Consider the following 18,818-nt stretch of genomic DNA (forward strand, 5'->3'; position numbering starts at 1 on the left):
ACCGTCTCGATAGACTCGAACGGTGCCCGTGAACTCAGAATTGGTCGGCCGGGAGTTCCCGCCGACAGCCCCGTACCTCGTCGGACGTGAGAAGGTGCGCGAGTTCGCGCGCGCCGTCTTCGCCGATGCGCCGCAGCACACCGACGTGAGCGCGGCACGCGCCGCAGGTTTCGCCGACGTGGTCGCCCCGCCCACGTTCGCGATGGTGGTCCAGGATCACACCCTGCAGCAGCTGCTGGCCGAACCCGATTCGGGAATCGTTCTCGCGCGGACCATCCACGCCGAGCAGCGCTTCACCTACTCGCGCCCGATCGTGGCCGGCGACGAGCTGACCGCACAGTTGAAGGTCACCGGCATCCGGATGATGGCCGGCAACGCGTTGATCACCAGCGACGCCGAGATCACGGATGCCGAAGGCTCGCATGTCGTGACGGCGACCAGCGTTCTGCTGGTCGGCTCCGATGAAGAAGGAGAGGGGCAGTGATGGCCTACACCGTCGGAGACACCATCGCCGAGCGCACCGTGCACCTCACCCGTGAGTCGCTGGTCCGCTACGCCGGAGCATCCGGAGACTTCAACCCGATCCACTACCGCGATGACGTCGCGGCATCCGTCGGTCTTCCCGGAGTGCTCGCGCACGGCATGCTGACCATGGGCATCGGATCCTCGGTCGTGCTCGCCGCACTCGAGCCGGGCGCCCGCATCCTCGACTACGGCGTGCGCTTCACCAAGCCGGTCGTCGTCGATCCCGTCACCGGCGCAGACGTGCACGTGCTGGCCACCGTCGGAGCGGTCGACGAGGCGTCCACGCGGATCGACCTGAAGGTGACCTTCAACGACGCGACCGTACTGGTCAAGGCGCAGCTGCGCGTCGCGGTCTGACGCATGGTCTTCTCGAACCCCGTGGAGATCGCCCCGATCTCGCTGTCGGAGCTCACGACGCTGCGCACCGGAGCTGCCCCCGAGCGGATGCTGCAGGTGTCGACGTCCGCCGAACTGGTCGAGGCGCTGCGGGAGACGTGGGCGCGCGGCGACGAATGGTTCGTGCTGGGCGGCGGTTCCAACCTCTTCGTCGGGGATGAGCCGTTCGAGGGCACCGTCATCCGGGTGCTCACCCGCGGCATCGACGAGCTCCCGTCACCGCACCAGGGGCGTGTCCGGCTGCGGGCTCAGGCCGGACACAGCTGGGATGCTCTCGTGGCGCACGCGGTCGAGCGCGGCTATGCCGGGCTGGAGGCGATGTCGGGGATCCCGGGCACGGTCGGCGCCGCTCCCGTGCAGAACATCGGAGCGTACGGCCAGGAGATCCAGGAGACCCTGGTCGAGGTCGAACTCATCGACGAGTCGACCGGCGAGATCTCGGTGGTTCCTGCGGCAGAGCTCGGACTCGGCTTCCGCACGTCGGTGCTCAAACACCACTACGGCGGCGAGCCGCTGCGGCGCGCTGTCATCCTGTCCGTCACTGTCGACCTGCATGTCGCGAACGAGCGGGTGGTGCGCGGCGACCAGTTGCGACGGGCGCTCGGACTCCAGGACGATGCCCCGGTGCCCCTCACCTGGGTGCGCGACCGGATCCTCGCCACTCGCGCCTCGAAGGGCATGCTGCTCGACGAGCATGACCCCGACACGCACGGCGTCGGCTCGTTCTTCCAGAACGCCGTCGTCCCGGAAGCGGTCGCGCGTGCCCTCCCGGCGGAGTGCCCGCAGTGGCCGGTCGCTCCCGACCTCGACGCGGTCACCGTCATCCCGCTCGCGTCGTACGACGGACTGCTCCCGACGCCGCGGCATGAGGCATCCGATGTGAAGGTGAGTGCGGCGTGGCTCATCGAGCAGGCCGGTATCGGCAAGGGATTCAAGCTTCCGCGCTCGCGCGCCTCGGTGTCGACCAAGCACGCTCTCGCGCTGACCAATCGCGGTGGTGCGACGGCCGGTGAGGTCGCCGAACTCGCCCGCTTCATCCAGAGTCGGGTTCATGCCGAGTTCGGCCTCGTGCTCCAGCCCGAGCCGGTGCTGGTGGGCGTCGAGCTCTAGGTCGATCCCGCCGACGGAAGGTACGCTCGGCGCATGGCCGGACTCGTCCCGTATCTATTCCTTCCCGGAACCGCCGCCGAGGCGCTGACGTTCTATCACGGCATCTTCGGCGGCGAACTGATCCTGCACACCTACGCCGATTTCGGGCGCGCCGACGGGCCAGGCGACGCGATCGCACACGGCGAGATCCGGGGGCCGGTCGAACTCTTCGCAGCGGATGCCGGACCCGACCAGGACGCCGCGCACATCGTCGGTGCGGTCTTCTCCCTGCTCGGGACGACGGATGCGTCCGCGCTCACGGGCTGGTTCGACGCGCTCGGCGAAGGCGGGACGGTGACCGACCCGCTGCAGAAACGGCCGTGGGGCGACTACGACGGTCAGGTCACCGATCGCTACGGCATCCGCTGGCTCATCGGCTTCGAGGAATAGCGTTCGCGCGCGCGGCCTCAAGTGCCCTGGGGATTGCCGAGACCCACATCTCTCGCCGAGACCCCCTGCTGCAACTGTGGGTCTCGGTGACAGCTGTGGGTCTCAGCGACTAGGGTCACAGCGACCCACAGTGCCGCTTCAGGCGAACAGGCGCTGCAGGCGCTGCACGCCCTCGAGCAATGCCTCGTCACCGAGCGCGTACGACATGCGGATGTAGCCGCTCGGCCCGAACGCCTCACCAGGCACGACCGCGACCTCGGCCTGATCGAGGATGAGGTCGGCGAGTTCGAGCGAGGTGCTCGGCGTCACGCCGCCCCAGGTGCGGCCGAGCAGGCCCTGCACGTCGGGGTAGACGTAGAACGCGCCGAGGGGGTTCGGCACCCGCATCCCGTCGATCTTCGACAGCTCGGCGACGATGAGCTTGCGGCGGCGGTCGAACGCCTCGCGCATCTGCTCGGCCTCCGTCTGCGGGCCGTTGAGCGCCGCGATCGCGGCCTTCTGCGCCACGTTGTTCACGTTGCTGGACAGGTGCGACTGCAGGTTGCCCGCGATCTTGATCGCATCTGCGGGTCCGACCATCCAGCCCACCCGCCATCCGGTCATCGCGTAGGTCTTGGCGACGCCGTTGACCAGGATCGTCTGGCCGGCGGCATCCGGGACCGCCTCGACGATGGAGGTCGCCTTGACGCCCTCGTAGGTGAGGTTCTGGTAGATCTCGTCCGAGATGATCCAGATGCCGTGCTCGACGGCCCACTCGCCGATCGCCTTCGTCTCTTCTGCGGTGTACACCGAACCGGTCGGGTTCGAGGGCGAGACGAAGACGAGCGCCGTGGTGCGGTCGGTGCGTGCGGCTTCGAGCTGCTCGACGGTCACCTTGTAGTCCTGGTCGGCACCCGCGAACACCTCGACCGGGATGCCGTCGGCGAGACGGATGGCTTCGGGGTACGTGGTCCAGTACGGCGCGGGCAGCAGCACCTCGTCGCCGGGGTTCACCACAGCCTGGAAGGCCTGGTAGACGGACTGCTTGCCGCCGTTGGTGACGATGACCTGGCTGGGGGAGACCTCGAGACCCGAGTCGCGCAGCGTCTTCGCGGCGATCGCTTCCCGCAGGGCGGGCAGGCCAGGAGCCGGGGTGTACCGGTAGCTCGCCGGGTCGGCGAGAGCCGTGGCCGCGGCATCCACGATGAACTGCGGCGTCGAGAAGTCCGGCTCGCCGGCCGCGTAGGAGATGATCGGCTTGCCCTCGGCCTTGAGGGCCTTGGCCTTGGCATCCACCTTGAGGGTGGCGGACTCGGCGATGGCGGACAGTTTGCGGGAGAGAGGTGCGCGTTCGGTCACGCCTTCGAGCGTACTCGGGTCGTCCGCTCTCGAGACGTCGGAAAGTCATGAAGATCGCCGGATCTTGAGGCTTTCGTGATCGGGCCCGGCCTTGCCGGCCTTTGGCCGGCGATTGACGGTGAGCCGATAGGCTCCATCGTCATGAGCCCAGAAGCCTCGGATGACGTCACCGGTGCCGCATTCGGAGCCGCCCCGCGGCCCCAGCATCTGATCGTCACGGTTTTCGGGCGCTACGTGCGAGCGCATGGCGGGGTGATCCAGGTCGCCGATCTGATCGAGATGATGGCGGTGCTCGGCGCCGATGCTTCAGCGGTCCGCTCAGCGGTGTCACGGCTCAAGCGGCGCGGAGTGCTGGTCAGCATCCGCTCCGGCGGGGGAGCCGCGTATCGGCTTGCCGAGTCGCTGGAGGGCGTGTTCTCGGCCGGAGACCACCGCATCTTCGAGGATCGCCGCGCCCAGGCGTCGGATCCTTGGCTGCTCGCTTCGTTCAGCGTGCCCGAACGGGAGCGACCGTTGCGGCACCAGCTGCGAAAGCTGCTCCAACGCCTCGGGTTCGGCCAGGTCAGCGGTGGGCTGTGGATCGCGCCGGGGCGGATCGCCGACGAGACCCGCACGGCGTTGCGGGGCGCAGGACTGGACGGATACGTCGAGCTCTTCCTCGGCGATCGTGTGTCGGATGAACCCCTTGTCCAGGCCGTGCGGCGCTGGTGGGATCTGCCGGCGATCGAGCCGATGTACCGGGGCTTCATCGACGGCTTCCGGCCGGTGCTGACGGCGGAGGAGACCGACCAGGAGGCGTTCGCCCTGCACGTGGGCGTCATCACCCAGTGGCGGCGACTGACGTATCTCGACCCCGGTATCCCGCTCGAACTGCTGCCGGAGGGCTGGGTCGGCCTCGAGGCGGAGCGGCTGTTCGCCGAGCTGCATCAGCGCTTGGAGCCTGCTGCGGAACGGTTCGTTGCAGCCGTGATGAGCTGATCGATCTCCTGAAGACCCCTGGTCCCGCACGGCGGGATCAGGGGTTCTCGGTGTTCGTCGGGCCTTCTCGATATTGCACTTGTGTGACGGTGGTCACGCATGTGACACTTCTTGAGTCGGGTTCATCGGAACCACGGCACGGCGCAGGCTGCGCCCGGGTGATGCGAGCGAAGGAGCTTCGATGACCGAGAACGAACTGCGCTGGGACAGGGTTCCTCAAGTGACTCGCAGCGGAGAAGAGGACACGCAGACCATGTCCTCCGGCGGCTGCATCCGTGTCTCCGGTGTCGGCCCTCGGCACACCGAGGCCACGAAGATCTGGTTCGGCCAGGTCTCCAACGATCCCGGTTATCGATCGCTGCCGCACCACCACGGCGAGGCGGAGACCGGCGGATTCGTGCTGCGGGGCCAGGGGCGCATCTACTTCGGCGAGGGTTATCGCGAGTACCTCGACATGACTGCCGGGGACTGGGTGTTCGTGCCGCCGTTCATGCCGCACGTCGAGGCCAACATGTCGGTCACCGACGAACTCGTCTGGCTGACCACTCGTACCCCGGACAACATCGTCGTCAACCTGCCCGAGGTCGACGACGCGACACTCGAGGGCTTCCGCCGCTCATGAGCACCTCCGCCGCCTTCCATAGTGCGATCGCCCTCACCGAGGTGGCGTCCGGCGAGGACGGGTACGCGTTCGAGGCGCAACCGCAGCCCGTCCCTTGGCCCAAGGCCTACGGTGGCGACACCGTGGCGCAGAGCGTGGCGGCGGCGCTGCGCACGGTGGAGCGCGACCGTGTGCTGCACTCGGTGCACAGTTCGTTCCTCCGCGGTGTCGACATCGCCGAGCCGGTGCGCTACGACGTGGAGCTGATCCGTGACGGCCGTGGTTTCTCCACCCGTCACGTCCGCGGGCACCAGCACGGCCGGCTCGCCTTCATGGCGACGGCATCCTTCCATGTGCCGGAGGAGTTCCCCGAGCATGGACCCTCGATGCCCGATGTCCCGGGGCCCGAGACGCTGCGCACGTCTGCGGAGGCATTGTCGGGCCTCGAGGGACCCGACATCGAGTACTGGTCGCACGGGCGCAGCTTCGACATGAGGCATGTCCCTGGTCCTGTCTACGCAGAGGTCGAGGGTGAGCGCACGGCGCACCAGGCGGTGTGGGTTCGCGCTTTCGACAGGCTCGACGACGACCCGCGCACTCATCAGCTCGCTCTCGCCTACGTCTGCGATTACACGATTCTCGAGCCGATACTGCGTGTTCTGGGTCTGCCGTGGCGCGCCGAGGGACTGATCACTGCCAGCCTCGACCACGCGATGTGGTTCCACACGCCGGCCCGCGCCGATGAATGGCTGCTCTACGCGCAGGAGAGCGCCGGTATCGCGGACGGGCGCGGCCTCGGCCTCGGCCGGTTCTTCACGATGGATGGCCGTCTGGTCGCCACGGTGGCTCAGGAGGGGATGATCCGCCCGGGTCGTCCGCTCTGAGCCCAGCCCCGTTTCCCCGAAGGGACAAGCAATGCAGCTCTCCCCCTCAGCCCACCTCGACACGTTCGCGCGTGAGGCGCTGCCCCCGGCCGATCAGTGGCCGACGCTCGAATTCACGATCCCCGACGTCCAGTACGCCGAACGTCTGAACGCCGCCGTCGAACTGATCGATCGGACGATCGATCGTTTCGGGGCGGACCGCGACGCGATCGTGCTCGCCGACGGCACGACCTGGAGCTACGGTCTCTTGCAGCATCGCGCGAACCAGTTCGCGCAGGTGCTCACCGAGGATCTCGGTCTTGTGCCGGGCAACCGGGTGATGCTGCGCATGCTGAACGGCCCGTGGACCGTGGCGTGCTGGCTGGGTGCCCTCAAAGCGGGCATGGTCGTGGTCACGACGATGGTCGCATGGCGTGCGCAGGAGGTGCGCGGTATCACCGAGCGCGTGCGTCCCCGTGTCGCCGTGGTCGACCATCGCGGCCTGACGGATGCCGAAGAGGCCTTCGCCGGTCTTCCTGGAACCCCGAGGATCCTCGTGGCGGGAGGTCACCAGGATGCGCTCCTCGCCGCCTGCGATGCCAAGGACGGAGTGTTCACGCCCGTCGACACCGCGGCCGACGACGTCGCGCTGCTCGGTGCGACCAGCGGCACCACCGGCGTCCCCAAGGTGACGATGCATTTCCATCGCGACATCCTCGCCAACGCGGACACCTTCGCCAAGCACATCCTGCATCTCACGCCGGATGACGTCAGCGCGAGCACCGCCCCGCTCGCCTTCACGTTCGGACTCGGAGGCAACGTCGTGTTCCCGCTGCGCACCGGCGGCTCGATGGTGCTCGTGGAGCGCGCGACGCCCGTCGAACTGGCGAAGCTCATCCGGCCCCTCGGGATCACCGTGCTGTACACCGCTCCGACCGGCTACCGAACGGTGATCAAAGAGGGACTGGCTGACGAACTCGGCCGGCTGCGCCTCGGCGTCGCCGCCGGTGAGCACCTCACCATCTCGACCTTCGAGGCCGTCGAAGCGGCGAGCGGTCTGCGCCTGGTCAATGGAATCGGATCGACCGAGATGCTGCATGTCTTCATCTCGGCATCCGGGGACGACATCCGTCCGGGAGCCACAGGCAAGGCCGTTCCCGGCTACCGGGCTGCGGTGTTCGACGATGATGGGCGCGTCCTCGGCGCGGGAGAGCCTGGACGGCTGGGCGTCATCGGCCCGACCGGATGCCGCTACCTCGACGATGATCGCCAGCAGGTCTACGTGCACGACGGGTGGAACATCACCGGAGACACCTTCGTGATGGATGAGGACGGCTACCTCACCTTCCACGCGCGCAACGACTCGATGATCGTGACCGCCGGGTACAACGTCGGCGCCCCCGAAGTCGAGGAAGCGGTGCTCGCCCATCCCGGCGTGCTCGAGTGCGCGGTCATCGGCTGCGACGACCCGGACCGTGGCACGATCGTCGCCGCCTTCGTGGTGCCGAGGGAGGGCGTCGAACCCACCGAAGAGCTCACCGCGAGCATCCTCGAGACCGTGAAGTCGCGCCTGGCCATCTACAAGTGCCCGCGCCGCGTCGAGTACATCACCGCTCTGCCTCGCAACCCCAGCGGCAAGGTGCAGCATTTCATCCTTCGCGAACGGGCGGCTCTCGCGGCCGCGGCCGCCGAGACCATCACCCAAGGAGCCTGACATGCGCGTTGCCGTCATCGGCGGAGGCCCCGGAGGGCTCTACTTCGCCGCACTCATGAAGCAGCTCGATCCCAGTCACGACATCACCATCTGGGAGCGCAATGCGCCGGACGACACGTTCGGATTCGGGGTGGTCTTCAGCGACGAGACCCTCGGAGGGATCGAGAACGCGGACCCGGTGATCGCCGCTCGGATGGGCGCGCAGTTCGCCCGCTGGACGGACATCGACATCCTCTTCGGCGGGACCACGCACACCGTCGGAGGGCAGGGGTTCGCTGCGATGGGGCGCAAGGAGCTGTTGCTGCTCCTCCAGCAGCGCTGCCTCGAGCTGGGAGTGACGATCCTGTTCCGCACCGAGGCGCCGGATCCCGCTGAGCTGATGGCCGAATACGACCTCGTACTCGCCGCCGACGGTGTGAACTCGCGGGTGCGCGCGAAGTTCGCCGAACAGTTCGTGCCGGATCTGGACCGCCGAGCGTCGAAGTACATGTGGCTCGGAACCGATCGTGTCTTCGAGGCGTTCACCTTCGCCGTGCTGCACACGCCGCACGGGGTCATGCAGTTGCACGGCTACCCGTATTCCGCTCAGGAGAGCACCTTCCTCATCGAGATGCACGAGGACGTGTGGCGGGCGGCCGGGTTCGCCGCGACCGAGAACGAGGTCTTCGCACCCGGCGTCAGCGACGACGACTCCGTCGAGAAGATCCGGGAGCTCTTCGCCGACGTGCTCGACGGACACGAGGTCCTGACGAACAACTCGAAGTGGCTGAACTTCACCACCGTCCGCAATGAGCACTGGCACCACGAGAATCTCGTGATCCTCGGTGATGCGGCGCATACGGCGCACTTCTCGATCGGCTCCGGCACGAAGCTCGCCATGGAAGACGCGCTGGCGCTCGCCGCCTGCCTGCACGAGCACGACTCCCTCGACCGGGCACTCGAGGCTTACGAGGTCGAGCGCCGTCCGGTCGTCGCCTCCACCCAGCGCGCGGCGCAGGCGTCGCTCGAATGGTTCGAGCGGATCGGCCAGTACGCCGACCAGGATCCGCTGCAGTTCTCGTTCAACCTGCTCACCCGCAGCCGACGGATCACGCTGGAGAATCTCGCGGTGCGCGATCCCGAGTTCGCCGCCGACATCGTGCGCGGTGCGCCGCTCACCGCCCGTGCGGCCGATGAGCCCGCGATGTTCCGCCCGCATCGCATCGGAGGGCTGGAGCTGAAGAATCGGATCGTCGTCTCGCCGATGGACATGTACTCGTCGGTCGAGGGCGTTCCCGGCGATTTCCATCTGGTCCACCTCGGGGCCAAGGCGATGGGAGGAGCGGGGCTCGTGATGACCGAGATGGTCTGCGTCTCGTCCGAAGGGCGGATCACGCCGGGCTGCGCCGGTCTCTACACCGACGAGCAGCTCGACGCCTGGAGTCGTGTGGTCTCCTACGTGCACCGGCAGTCGACGGCGAAGATCGGCGTGCAGATCGGCCACTCCGGCCGCAAGGGCTCCACCAAGCTCATGTGGGAGGGGATCGACCAGCCGCTCGCGGAGGGCAACTGGGAGACCGTCGCCCCGTCGGCGCTGCCGTATGGACGAGCGAACCAGGTTCCGCGGGAGATCGACCGTGAGGCGATGACGCGCGTGCGCGACGAGTTCGTCGCAGCCACACGCCGCGCGGCCGCCGCCGGATTCGATCTCGCAGAGCTGCACGCGGCGCACGGCTATCTGGTCTCTTCCTTCCTGTCTCCCGTCTCCAACCGGCGCACCGACGAGTACGGGGGATCGCTGGAGAACCGGCTGCGTTACCCGCTCGAGGTGTTCGACGCGATGCGGGCGGTTTGGCCTGCCGAACGCCCGTTGACCGTCAGGCTGTCCGCGGAGGATTGGATCGAGGGCGGGAACACGGTGGATGACGCCGTCGAGATCGCCCGTGCGTTCATCGCGCATGGCGCAGATGCGATCGATGTCTCCTCCGGCCAGATCGCCGAGGGGGAGCGCCCGCAGTACGGGCGCAGCTATCAGACCCCCTTTGCAGACGCGATCCGCAACCGGGTGGCGGCGGCGGCGGGTGTCACCGTGATCGCGGTCGGTGCGATCTCCAGCCATGACGACGTCAATTCGATCCTGCTCGCCGGCCGTGCCGACATGATCGCCCTCGGACGCACGCACCTGTGGGATCCGCAATGGACGCTGCATGCGGCCGCGGATCAGGGATACCGCGGGGCCGGCGCCGACTGGGTGGCTCCGTTCCGTGCAGGATCACGCAAACCGCCTTCCGCTCGCACGGATGCCGTCCGTCCGCGTCTCTCGCTCGTGCGCGATTCGTCGAGCGTCGAGGAGACGTCGGCGCACCGTCGCTGGACGCCGCAGCCCTCGGCAGTCGACGCCTTCGCACGCTGACCCGCACTCCCACTGACACGCACGCACTGACACCTAAGGAGGCCGCACATGTCGCGGCAGATCATCAACCCGGATTCTCTCGTGAAACCGCGCGGCTTCGCGCACGGAGTCCGCGCAGGAGAATTCGTCTACCTCGGCGGGCAGACGGCGATGGATGCTGCGGGGGAGATCGTCCCCGGTGGCATCGTCGAGCAGTTCGTGCAGGCGTTCTCCAACGTCCTCACCACCCTCCGGGCAGCGGGGGGTGCACCCGGCGACCTGGTCGACGTCACCATCTACCTCACTGACGTGGACGACTACCAGCGCCACGGACGTGAGATCGGGCGGCACTGGCGCGAGATGGCAGGCACGGAGTACCCCGCGATGGCCGGAATCGGCGTCACCCGGCTCTGGCAGCCTGAAGCACTCATCGAGATCCAGGGCGTCGCACACATCGCCGCGCCAGAGGAAGGCTGATGCGGCTCGCCACCGTGCGGCACGGTGACGGTACGCGTGCCGCCGTCGGCGACGATTCCGGCTGGGTGCTGCTCGAGGAGGCGGACGCCCAGGAGCTGTTCACCGATCCGGACTGGCGGGAACGGGCAGAGGCCGCCCTGCGACAGGAAGGTCGCGTCGATCTCGCCGAGACGGCATTCGCGAATCCGGTCCCGCGCCCGGCGAAGATCTTCTGCTGCGGCCTGAACTACCGCGACCACATCGTGGAGACGGGGCGGGCCGTGCCGGAGTTCCCGACGCTGTTCGCCAAGTTCGCCGACACGCTGACGGGAGCCACCGACGCGATCGTCGTCCACGACACCGAACGTCTCGACTGGGAGGCCGAGCTCGTCGTCGTGGTTGGTTCCGAAGTGCACCGGGCGGACCGCGAAAGCGCCAGCGCGGCGATCCTGGGCTACACGGTCGCGAACGACATCTCGATGCGCGACTGGCAGCAGCGCACGCTGCAGTGGTTGCAGGGGAAGGCCTTCGACGCCACCACGCCGATCGGTCCGTGGGTGGTCACCGTCGATGATGTCGAGCCGCGTGACGGCCTGCGCATCACCTGCGAGGTGAATGGTGAACTCGTGCAGGATGCAGACACCGCGGGGATGGTCTTCGATGCCGCCGATCTGATCGCCTACGTGTCGCAGATGACGACGTTGCGACCGGGGGATCTCGTTCTCGCCGGCACGCCGGGTGGTGTCGCGCTCGGCATGGACGAGCCGCGCTGGCTTCGCGACGGCGACGTCGTGACCACGGCGATCGAGGGCATCGGCGCCCTCCGCAACAGCATCCGGTTCGAATAGCCGCGCCGGATCGACGAGGGGCCGGGGAGTGATCTCCCCGGCCCCTCGTCGTGCCCGCTCAGGCGAAGGCGAGACCGTGCGCCTGAGCGACGGCCTCCAGCGTGATGCGTCCGCCCTGGATGTTGAGCCCCTTGGCCAGCGCCGCATCGTCTGCCGCGGCGCGCTCCCAGCCCTTGCCGGCGATCGCCGAGACGTAGGGGAGGGTGGCGTTCGTGAGGGCGCGGGTCGCCGTCTCCGGGACAGCTCCCGGCATGTTCGCGACGCAGTAGTAGATGGAGTCGTGCACGGCGAAGGTGGGGTCGTCATGCGTGGTCGGGCGGGAGCCCTCGAAGCATCCGCCCTGGTCGATCGCGATGTCCACCAGCACGGAGCCCGGCTTCATCGAGGCGACCATCTCGTCGGTGACGAGCTTCGGCGCTGCGGCCCCAGGAATGAGGACGGAACCGATGACGAGATCGGCGGACGCGAGCTCCTCCGCGATGTCATAGCGGCTGGAGGCGCGCGTCTCCAGCGCTCCGCCGTAGCGATGCTCCAGCTCGCGCAGGCGCGGCAGCGAGATGTCGATCACGGTGACCTTCGAGCCGAGTCCGAGGGCGTTGGCCGCGGCATGCTCTCCTGCGACGCCGCCGCCGATCACGACGGTCTTCGCGCGAGGGGTCCCGGCGATGCCGCCGAGCAGGATGCCGCGTCCGCCCGCTGACCGCATCAGCGAGTACGAGCCCATCGTGACCGAGAGGCGGCCGGCGATCTCGCTCATCGGCACGAGCAGGGGCAGGCTGCGGTCGGGCAGCTGCACGGTCTCGTAGGCGACGGCCGTGGTGCCGGCATCGACGAGCGCCGTCGTCAGGGCCCGATCAGCGGCGAGGTGCAGGTAGGTGAAGAGCGTCAGATCGGGGCGGAGGAATCCGTACTCCTGGGCGATCGGCTCCTTGACCTTGATCAGCAGGTCGGCTTCGCCCCATGCCTCGGCGGCGGATGACACGATCTCCGCGCCGGCTGCCCGGTACGCGTCATCATCGATGCGCGATCCCAGCCCGGCGCCCGACTGCACGAGGACGCGGTGCCCCTCGTGGACGAGGCGGTCGGCGCCGGCCGGGGTGAGGGCGACACGGCTCTCATTGTTCTTGACCTCTGTGGGTACGCCGATCTTCATCGATCCTCCATGTGCTGAGTATGCGCGTAGTACTTCTCAAACGATCGCAGAAACATCGGTTCAGCAACAGATTCAGTGAAGAACATTCGTTGGAGCCGGGATTCCTGAATAATCATTCACATGAACATGCTTTCTGGGGCGGCGGCGCCGAATGGTATTCAGGGCGCGCCCCTCGACGCGATCGACGCGCAGGTCGTGAAGCTCCTCGCGGCGGACGGGCGGATGACGAACGCCGAGCTCGCCGGGCGTCTCGGTGTCGCGCCATCGACGGCGCACGCCCGGTTGCGCGCCCTCATCGACCGCGGAGTGATCACCGGATTCCACGCCAGCGTCGACGAGCGGATGCTCGGCGCCGGCCTCCAGGCGATCATCGGCGTTGTGTTGCGCCCGAGTGGGAGACGGGAGAGCATCGTCGAGTTCGCCGAACGGGTGCGGGTGCTGCCGCAGGTCATCCAGGTGTTCTTCCTCGGCGGTGACGACGACTTCCTGCTGCACATCGCCGTCGCCGACTCGTCGCAGATGCGCGAGTTCGTCCTCGAGCACCTCTCTGCACAGAGCAGCGTCGCATCGACGCGCACCAGCATCGTCTTCGACTATCACCGCAATTCGGTCGCCGCATCCTTCGAGTGACGCGAGCCGGTTGGTCAGCACCATCGGATCGGACCCGGCTTCACCCCAGGTCGTAGAGGTGGACGAGATCGGTGACGGCAATGCCTCCGGCGACCAGGACGATCGCGCCGAAGATCGCCAGGGGCAGTGGCTTCGGCGCCCGGATGAGCAACACCATCCCCACGATCAGGAGCAGCCCGAAGAACCACCATCCGAAGATGAACAGATAGCCGGGAATCATGAAGATGAGGAGTGCTTCCGCCGGCACGGAACCGGAGATCAGCGTTGATTCGGAAGCGAGCAGCACGAGCGCTGAACCGATGACCACGGCCGAGACGATGAAGATCGCCAGAGCGGTGACACGGCGGCGGCGTCCGGTTTCGGCGAGGGGTTCAGTCGAGGGCATGCCATGGAACCTACTCGGATCGATCCGATGGTGTCCGAGTTATCCACAGCCCGCTCGGGCAGAACGAGGCCCCTGGATGCTGCGAGTCGCGCAGCATCCAGGGGCCCGATCATTCTTTGCGGGTCAGCCTTCCCCGCCGGAACGACCTCAGCCGAACTGGTTCATCGTGTTGTGCTGACCACCGGCCTTGAGGGCGGCGTCGCCGGCGAAGTACTCCTTGTGGTTGTCGCCGAGGTCGCTTCCGGCCATGTTCTGATGCTTGACCGTGGCGATCCCTCCGCGGATCTCCCGGCGCTGGACCCCGCTGACGTACGCGAGCATCCCCTCGTCTCCGAAGTAGCCCTTCGCGAGATCGTCGGTCGACAGCGCCGCCGTGTGGTACGTCGGGAGCGTGATCAGGTGGTGGAAGATCCCGGCGCGAGCGGAGCTGTCGCGCTGGAACGTACGGATCTTCTCGTCGGCCAGCCGTGCCAGCTCCGTGCCGTCGTACTCGACGCTCATGAGAGCGTTGCGGTCGTAGGCCGAAACGTCCTGGCCCTGCTCCACGAGCAGGTCGTACACCTGCTGACGGAAGTTCAGCGTCCAGTTGAACGACGGGCTGTTGTTGTAGACCAGCTTCGCGTTCGGGATCTCCTCGCGGATCGCGTCGACCATGCCGGCGATCTGCTCCACATGCGGCTTCTCCGTCTCGATCCACAGCAGGTCGGCGCCGTTACGCAACGACGTGATGCAGTCGAGCACGACGCGCTCCTCACCCGTTCCTGGACGGAACTGATACAGGTTGCTGGCCAGGCGCTTCGGGCGCAGCAGCACGCCGTCGCGCTTGATCACGACGTCGCCGTTGCCGAGCTCGTCCTCCGAGATCTCTTCGACATCGAGGAACGAGTTGTACTGGTCGCCCAGGTCGCCGGGCTCGTGCGTGACGGCCAGCTTCTGCGTGAGTCCTGCGCCGAGCGAGTCGGTGCGGGCGACGATGATGCCGTTGTCGATGCCGAGTTCGAGGAACGCGTAGCGGACCGCGTTGATCTTCGCGATGAAGTCCTCGTGCGGCACCGTGACCTTGCCGTCCTGGTGGCCGCACTGCTTCTCGTCCGAGACCTGGTTCTCGATCTGGATGGCGCACGCGCCGGCCTCGATCATCTTCTTGGCGAGGAGGTACGTCGCCTCCGGGTTGCCGAAGCCGGCGTCGATGTCCGCGATGATCGGAACGACATGGGTCTCGTAGTTGTCGATCTGGGACTGGATGAACTCCACCGCGGTCTCATCGCCGCCGGCGCGTGCCGCGTCGAGCTGGGAGAAGAGCAGATCGAGTTCACGGGCATCGGCCTGGCGGAGGAACGTGTAGAGCTCCTCGATCAGTGCGGGCACCGCGGTCTTCTCGTGCATCGACTGATCCGGGAGCGGGCCGAACTCGGAACGGAGCGCGGCGACCATCCACCCGGAGAGGTAGAGGTAGCGCTTGTTCGTGGTCTTCAGATGCTTCTTGATCGAGATGAGCTTCTGCTGCCCGATGAAACCGTGCCACACCCCGAGCGACTGCGTGTAGATCGATGAGTCGGCGTCGTACTCGCCCATGTCGCGTCGCATGATGTCGGCCGTGTACTGCGCGATCTCGAGTCCGGTGCGGAAACGGTTCTGCGCCCGCATCCGGGCGGCGGACTCGGCGTTGATGGCGTTCCAGCTGGAGCCGTTCGCGTCCTTCAGGGACTGGATGGCGTCGATGTCGTTCTGATACTGGGTCATGTCATTGCCTTCGTGGGTGGGTGAACGGTCAGTCGGTCTCGGCGAGGTAGCGGGAGTACGCACCCAGGGTGAGGAAGGTCGGGAACTCCTCCTGCAGGGCGACCTCGCGGAAGATGTCGGCCGCGTCGTCGAAGCGATCGCCGGCCGACCTCGTGGCCTGAGCGAGCACAGTGGCGATGAGGCCCTCGACGTACTCCGGGGTGATCGCCGTGCCGTCTTCGGTGGAGCGGTCCTGGTGGATCCACTGCCATACCTGCGACCGGCTGATCTCCGCCGTCGCGGCATCCTCCATGAGGTTGTCGATCGCCACGGCGCCGAGCCCGCGCAGCCACGCTTCGAGGTAGCGGATCGCCACCGAGACGTTGTCGCGCACGCCCTGCGCGGTGATCGGTCGCCCGATGTGCAGATCCAGTAGATCGGATGCCGTCACGTGCACGTCATCACGCTGGCGGTCGACCTGGTTCGGGCGGTCGCCGAGCACGGCGTCGAACTCGGCCTGCGCAGTCGCGATCAGGTCGGGGTGCGCCACCCAGGTGCCGTCGAAGCCGTCTCCGGCCTCGCGCTTCTTGTCGGCGGACACCTTCTCGACGGCGCGGGCCGTCACCTCGGCGTCGCGGCGATTCGGGATGAAGGCGCTCATGCCGCCGATCGCGAAGGCGCCCCGCTTGTGGCAGGTCTTCACCAGCAGCTCGGTGTAGGCCCGCATGAAAGGCACCGTCATCGTGACCTCGCTGCGGTCGGGGAGCACGAAGCGTGCACCGCGACCGCGGTAGTTCTTGATGATCGAGAAGATGTAGTCCCAGCGTCCGGCGTTCAGCCCTGCGCAGTGATCGCGCAGCTCGTACAGGATCTCGTCCATCTCGAACGCGGCGGGCAATGTCTCGATCAGCACCGTGGCACGGATCGTGCCGTGGGGGAGACCGATGTACTCCTCGCTGAAGGTGAAGATATCGTCCCAGAGCTTCGCCTCTTCGCTCGACTCGATCTTGGCGATGTAGAAGTACGGTCCGCGGCCGGAGTCGATGAGCGCCTTGGCGTTGTGGAAGAAGTAGAGGCCGAAGTCGACGAGCGAGCCCGATGCGGCCATGCGCCGACCGGAACGATCGGTGAACTCCATGTGCTTCTCGGTGAGGTGCCAGCCGCGCGGTCGCATCACGATCGTCGGCGTGCGCTCGGCGGTGACGCGATACTCCTTGCCCTCGGGGGAGGTGAAGGAGAGTTCGCCGCGGATCGCGTCCCGCAGCGACAGCTGCCCCTCGATGACGTTCTTCCAGGTGGGGCTGGTGGCGTCCTCCTGGTCGGCGAGCCAGACCCGAGCCCCGGAGTTCAGCGCGTTGATGGTCATCTTCGGATCCGTCGGCCCGGTGATCTCCACCCGGCGGTCTTCGAGCCCGGGGCCGGCGCCGGCGACGCGCCAGTCGGCATCTTCACGGATGTGCGCGGTGTCGTCGCGGAAGCGCGGGTCGTGCCCGTTCCCGATCTCGAAGCGACGGCGCATCCGGTCGGCGAGGCGATCGTGCCGGCGGTTGGTGAAGCGGTGGTGCAGTTCAGTGAGGAAGGCGACCGCTTCGGGCGTGAGGATCTCTTCATAACGATCGCGAACGGGGCCGGTGATCTCGATCGCGGGGCCCTGCTGCGCCGTCTGGATCGGCGCGGTGAACGGGGCAGCGGTGGGAGTGGTCATGATGTGAGTCCTTTCGGTCGTACTCAGTCGTTGAGCTGCCGGGTGGCTTGAGACCACTCTGCGTGAAGTTCAGCGACCCAACTGGCCAAATCCGTTGTGAAGTTTGACCGAAATTCTTCTTCTGTGACACAATCGGGCGCATGGTCACCGTAGACACCGCAGAAGAGACCGACGCCCTCACGATCGGCCGGCGCATCCGTCAGCTGCGCACGGCGCGGGGGATGACCCTCGATGACCTCGCCACGGCGGTCGACCGGGTGCCCAGCCAGCTCTCGATGATCGAGACCGGAAAACGCGAGCCGAAGCTCACCCAGTTGCAGGCCATCGCCCGCGCGCTCGGCGTCACCATCGACGCGCTGCTCGAAGGCGAGCCGCTCGATGAGCGAAGCGCCGTCGAGATCGCTCTGGAGCGGGCGATGAAGGGGCAGACCTTCCAGGCCCTCGGCATCGAGCCGTTCCGGATCGGCAAAGGCATGCCCACTGACGCGTTGAAAGCGCTGCTCGCCCTGCACGGCGAGATCGACCGGCTGCGCGATGAACGGGCGGCGACGCCCGAGGAGGCGCGGCGTGCGAACGTCGAGCTCCGCCACCTCATGCGGCGCCAGGACAATCACTTCGCAGACCTCGAGACGAAGGCATCCGAGATCCTGGCCGCGGTCGGACACCCCGGCGGTCCCCTCACGCAGCGCACCGCATCCGAGATCGCCGCGTACCTGGGGTTCACCCTGCACTACGCCCCCGACCTGCCGCAGACCACGCGCAGCGTCGCAGACCTCGCCAACGGGCGTCTGTACCTTTCCAGCCAGGTGCCGGCGAAGGGCGATGCGCGCACGGCGGTGCTGCAGGCGCTCTCGTCTCGGATGCTGGGGCATTCCGAACCCCGAAGCTACGCGGAGTTCCTGCGCCAGCGGGTCGAGACGAACTATCTCACCGGCGCCCTGCTGATCCCGGAGGCGCACGTCGTGCCCGCTTTGAAGGATGCGAAGAGCCGACGGGCGATCTCGATCGAGGATCTTCGCGATACCTACTCGGTGTCGTACGAGACCGCAGCGCACCGCTTCACGAATCTGGCGACCCGCCACCTCGACATCCCGGTGCACTTCCTGAAGGTGCACGAGTCCGGCACGATCACGAAGGCGTACGAGAACGACGATGTGAACTTTCCGACTGATCGGCTCGGCGCCATCGAGGGTCAGATGTGCTGCCGCAGGTGGACGAGCCGGGTCGTGTTCGACGAGGACGACCGCTTCAACCCGTACTACCAGTACACCGACACCGGCAACGGCACCTACTGGTGCACGGCGCGGGTCGAGTCGTCCAGTGAAGGCCTGCACTCGGTGAGCGTCGGCGTGCGCTTCGACGACACGAAATGGTTCGTGGGGCGCGACACCGCGAATCGCGGCACATCGAAGCACTCCGTCGAGGTCTGCTGTCGACGCGCTCCCGCAGACCTCGAGCAGCGCTGGCGGGAGAACTCCTGGCCGAACGTGCGCACGCCCCGCACTCTGCTGGCGACGCTCCCGACCGGCGCCTTTCCCGGCGTCGACACGACCGACGTGTACGAGTTCCTGGAGGCGCACGCGCCGCGGTGAGG

General features: G+C 67.3%; 18 protein-coding genes. 13 read left to right on the plus strand and 5 right to left on the minus strand.

Going from position 1 to position 18,818, the window contains the following annotated elements:
* The first annotated feature begins 22 nt into the window (after window positions 1-22).
* The 4 genes from MRBLWO13_RS09745 to MRBLWO13_RS09760 are packed head-to-tail and all read left to right on the plus strand — an operon-like array spanning window position 23 to window position 2,460.
* Window positions 23-484: a MaoC family dehydratase N-terminal domain-containing protein gene (locus MRBLWO13_RS09745; protein ID WP_341973782.1), complete on the plus strand. Its 462-nt coding sequence runs from the start codon at window positions 23-25 to the stop codon at window positions 482-484.
* On the plus strand, window positions 484-882 hold the full coding sequence (locus MRBLWO13_RS09750; RefSeq protein WP_341978341.1) for a MaoC/PaaZ C-terminal domain-containing protein: 399 nt from the start codon (window positions 484-486) through the stop codon (window positions 880-882). The genes MRBLWO13_RS09745 and MRBLWO13_RS09750 overlap by 1 nt, the downstream gene beginning before the upstream one ends.
* Before the next feature lie 3 nt (window positions 883-885).
* Window positions 886-2,031, plus strand: coding sequence for a UDP-N-acetylmuramate dehydrogenase (locus MRBLWO13_RS09755; RefSeq protein WP_341973783.1), 1,146 nt, complete (start codon window positions 886-888; stop codon window positions 2,029-2,031).
* A gap of 33 nt (window positions 2,032-2,064) precedes the next feature.
* A complete protein-coding gene (locus MRBLWO13_RS09760) occupies window positions 2,065-2,460 on the plus strand; it encodes a VOC family protein (protein ID WP_341973784.1) in 396 nt (131 codons plus the stop codon).
* 138 nt (window positions 2,461-2,598) lie between these two features.
* Here the strand turns inward: MRBLWO13_RS09760 and MRBLWO13_RS09765 are convergent, their stop codons facing one another.
* Entirely contained in the window at window positions 2,599-3,798 is a 1,200-nt protein-coding gene (locus MRBLWO13_RS09765; RefSeq protein ID WP_341973785.1) for a pyridoxal phosphate-dependent aminotransferase, read from the minus strand.
* Window positions 3,799-3,939: 141 nt separating this feature from the next.
* On the opposite strand from MRBLWO13_RS09765, the gene MRBLWO13_RS09770 reads away from it, so the two are divergent.
* From MRBLWO13_RS09770 to MRBLWO13_RS09800, 7 genes are all read left to right on the plus strand, one after another.
* A complete protein-coding gene (locus MRBLWO13_RS09770) occupies window positions 3,940-4,776 on the plus strand; it encodes a PaaX family transcriptional regulator C-terminal domain-containing protein (RefSeq protein ID WP_341973786.1) in 837 nt (278 codons plus the stop codon).
* A gap of 181 nt (window positions 4,777-4,957) precedes the next feature.
* Window positions 4,958-5,398, plus strand: coding sequence for a cupin domain-containing protein (locus tag MRBLWO13_RS09775; protein WP_341973787.1), 441 nt, complete (start codon window positions 4,958-4,960; stop codon window positions 5,396-5,398).
* Entirely contained in the window at window positions 5,395-6,261 is an 867-nt protein-coding gene (locus tag MRBLWO13_RS09780) for an acyl-CoA thioesterase II (RefSeq protein ID WP_341973788.1), read from the plus strand. Before MRBLWO13_RS09775 ends, MRBLWO13_RS09780 begins: the two co-directional genes overlap by 4 nt.
* Before the next feature lie 31 nt (window positions 6,262-6,292).
* The gene (locus MRBLWO13_RS09785) at window positions 6,293-7,954 is read left to right on the plus strand and encodes an AMP-binding protein (protein ID WP_341973789.1); all 1,662 of its coding nucleotides are present in this window, start codon (window positions 6,293-6,295) and stop codon (window positions 7,952-7,954) included.
* Window position 7,955: 1 nt separating this feature from the next.
* Entirely contained in the window at window positions 7,956-10,346 is a 2,391-nt protein-coding gene (locus MRBLWO13_RS09790) for a bifunctional salicylyl-CoA 5-hydroxylase/oxidoreductase (protein WP_341973790.1), read from the plus strand.
* 48 nt (window positions 10,347-10,394) lie between these two features.
* The gene (locus MRBLWO13_RS09795) at window positions 10,395-10,802 is read left to right on the plus strand and encodes a RidA family protein (RefSeq protein ID WP_341973791.1); all 408 of its coding nucleotides are present in this window, start codon (window positions 10,395-10,397) and stop codon (window positions 10,800-10,802) included.
* On the plus strand, window positions 10,802-11,629 hold the full coding sequence (locus tag MRBLWO13_RS09800; protein WP_341973792.1) for a fumarylacetoacetate hydrolase family protein: 828 nt from the start codon (window positions 10,802-10,804) through the stop codon (window positions 11,627-11,629). Before MRBLWO13_RS09795 ends, MRBLWO13_RS09800 begins: the two co-directional genes overlap by 1 nt.
* Window positions 11,630-11,687: 58 nt before the next feature.
* Here the strand turns inward: MRBLWO13_RS09800 and ald are convergent, their stop codons facing one another.
* Window positions 11,688-12,782: an alanine dehydrogenase gene (gene ald / locus MRBLWO13_RS09805; protein ID WP_341973793.1), complete on the minus strand. Its 1,095-nt coding sequence runs from the start codon at window positions 12,780-12,782 to the stop codon at window positions 11,688-11,690.
* Between the two features lie 126 nt (window positions 12,783-12,908).
* Here ald and MRBLWO13_RS09810 point away from each other — a divergent pair, with 126 nt between their 5' ends.
* Window positions 12,909-13,412 (plus strand): Lrp/AsnC family transcriptional regulator, encoded by a 504-nt coding sequence (locus MRBLWO13_RS09810; RefSeq protein ID WP_341978343.1) that lies wholly within the window; start codon window positions 12,909-12,911, stop codon window positions 13,410-13,412.
* 40 nt (window positions 13,413-13,452) lie between these two features.
* Here the strand turns inward: MRBLWO13_RS09810 and MRBLWO13_RS09815 are convergent, their stop codons facing one another.
* The 3 genes from MRBLWO13_RS09815 to aceB form a co-directional block, all read right to left on the minus strand.
* Complete coding sequence (locus MRBLWO13_RS09815) at window positions 13,453-13,797, minus strand: hypothetical protein (RefSeq protein ID WP_341973794.1); 345 nt, start codon at window positions 13,795-13,797, stop codon at window positions 13,453-13,455.
* Between the two features lie 147 nt (window positions 13,798-13,944).
* Entirely contained in the window at window positions 13,945-15,540 is a 1,596-nt protein-coding gene (locus MRBLWO13_RS09820; protein WP_341973795.1) for an isocitrate lyase, read from the minus strand.
* Between the two features lie 28 nt (window positions 15,541-15,568).
* A complete protein-coding gene (aceB, locus tag MRBLWO13_RS09825; RefSeq protein WP_341973796.1) occupies window positions 15,569-17,224 on the minus strand; it encodes a malate synthase A in 1,656 nt (551 codons plus the stop codon).
* Window positions 17,225-17,364: 140 nt separating this feature from the next.
* On the opposite strand from aceB, the gene MRBLWO13_RS09830 reads away from it, so the two are divergent.
* A complete protein-coding gene (locus MRBLWO13_RS09830; protein WP_341973797.1) occupies window positions 17,365-18,816 on the plus strand; it encodes a helix-turn-helix domain-containing protein in 1,452 nt (483 codons plus the stop codon).
* Window positions 18,817-18,818 lie beyond the last annotated feature (2 nt).

Source organism: Microbacterium sp. LWO13-1.2 (genome assembly GCF_038397725.1).
Lineage (GTDB): Bacteria > Actinomycetota > Actinomycetes > Actinomycetales > Microbacteriaceae > Microbacterium.

Excerpts from the sequence above, each read along its gene's own strand:
- MRBLWO13_RS09830 (WP_341973797.1), top strand. The coding sequence starts at position 17,365 with ATGGTCACCGTAGACACCGCAGAAGAGACCGACGCCCTCACGATCGGC.
- MRBLWO13_RS09775 (WP_341973787.1), top strand. The coding sequence starts at position 4,958 with ATGACCGAGAACGAACTGCGCTGGGACAGGGTTCCTCAAGTGACTCGC.
- MRBLWO13_RS09820 (WP_341973795.1), bottom strand. The coding sequence starts at position 15,540 with ATGACCCAGTATCAGAACGACATCGACGCCATCCAGTCCCTGAAGGAC.
- MRBLWO13_RS09750 (WP_341978341.1), top strand. The coding sequence starts at position 484 with ATGGCCTACACCGTCGGAGACACCATCGCCGAGCGCACCGTGCACCTC.
- ald (WP_341973793.1), bottom strand. The coding sequence starts at position 12,782 with ATGAAGATCGGCGTACCCACAGAGGTCAAGAACAATGAGAGCCGTGTC.
- aceB (WP_341973796.1), bottom strand. The coding sequence starts at position 17,224 with ATGACCACTCCCACCGCTGCCCCGTTCACCGCGCCGATCCAGACGGCG.
- MRBLWO13_RS09755 (WP_341973783.1), top strand. The coding sequence starts at position 886 with ATGGTCTTCTCGAACCCCGTGGAGATCGCCCCGATCTCGCTGTCGGAG.
- MRBLWO13_RS09800 (WP_341973792.1), top strand. The coding sequence starts at position 10,802 with ATGCGGCTCGCCACCGTGCGGCACGGTGACGGTACGCGTGCCGCCGTC.
- MRBLWO13_RS09780 (WP_341973788.1), top strand. The coding sequence starts at position 5,395 with ATGAGCACCTCCGCCGCCTTCCATAGTGCGATCGCCCTCACCGAGGTG.
- MRBLWO13_RS09760 (WP_341973784.1), top strand. The coding sequence starts at position 2,065 with ATGGCCGGACTCGTCCCGTATCTATTCCTTCCCGGAACCGCCGCCGAG.
- MRBLWO13_RS09790 (WP_341973790.1), top strand. The coding sequence starts at position 7,956 with ATGCGCGTTGCCGTCATCGGCGGAGGCCCCGGAGGGCTCTACTTCGCC.
- MRBLWO13_RS09785 (WP_341973789.1), top strand. The coding sequence starts at position 6,293 with ATGCAGCTCTCCCCCTCAGCCCACCTCGACACGTTCGCGCGTGAGGCG.
- MRBLWO13_RS09770 (WP_341973786.1), top strand. The coding sequence starts at position 3,940 with ATGAGCCCAGAAGCCTCGGATGACGTCACCGGTGCCGCATTCGGAGCC.
- MRBLWO13_RS09795 (WP_341973791.1), top strand. The coding sequence starts at position 10,395 with ATGTCGCGGCAGATCATCAACCCGGATTCTCTCGTGAAACCGCGCGGC.
- MRBLWO13_RS09815 (WP_341973794.1), bottom strand. The coding sequence starts at position 13,797 with ATGCCCTCGACTGAACCCCTCGCCGAAACCGGACGCCGCCGCCGTGTC.
- MRBLWO13_RS09810 (WP_341978343.1), top strand. The coding sequence starts at position 12,909 with ATGCTTTCTGGGGCGGCGGCGCCGAATGGTATTCAGGGCGCGCCCCTC.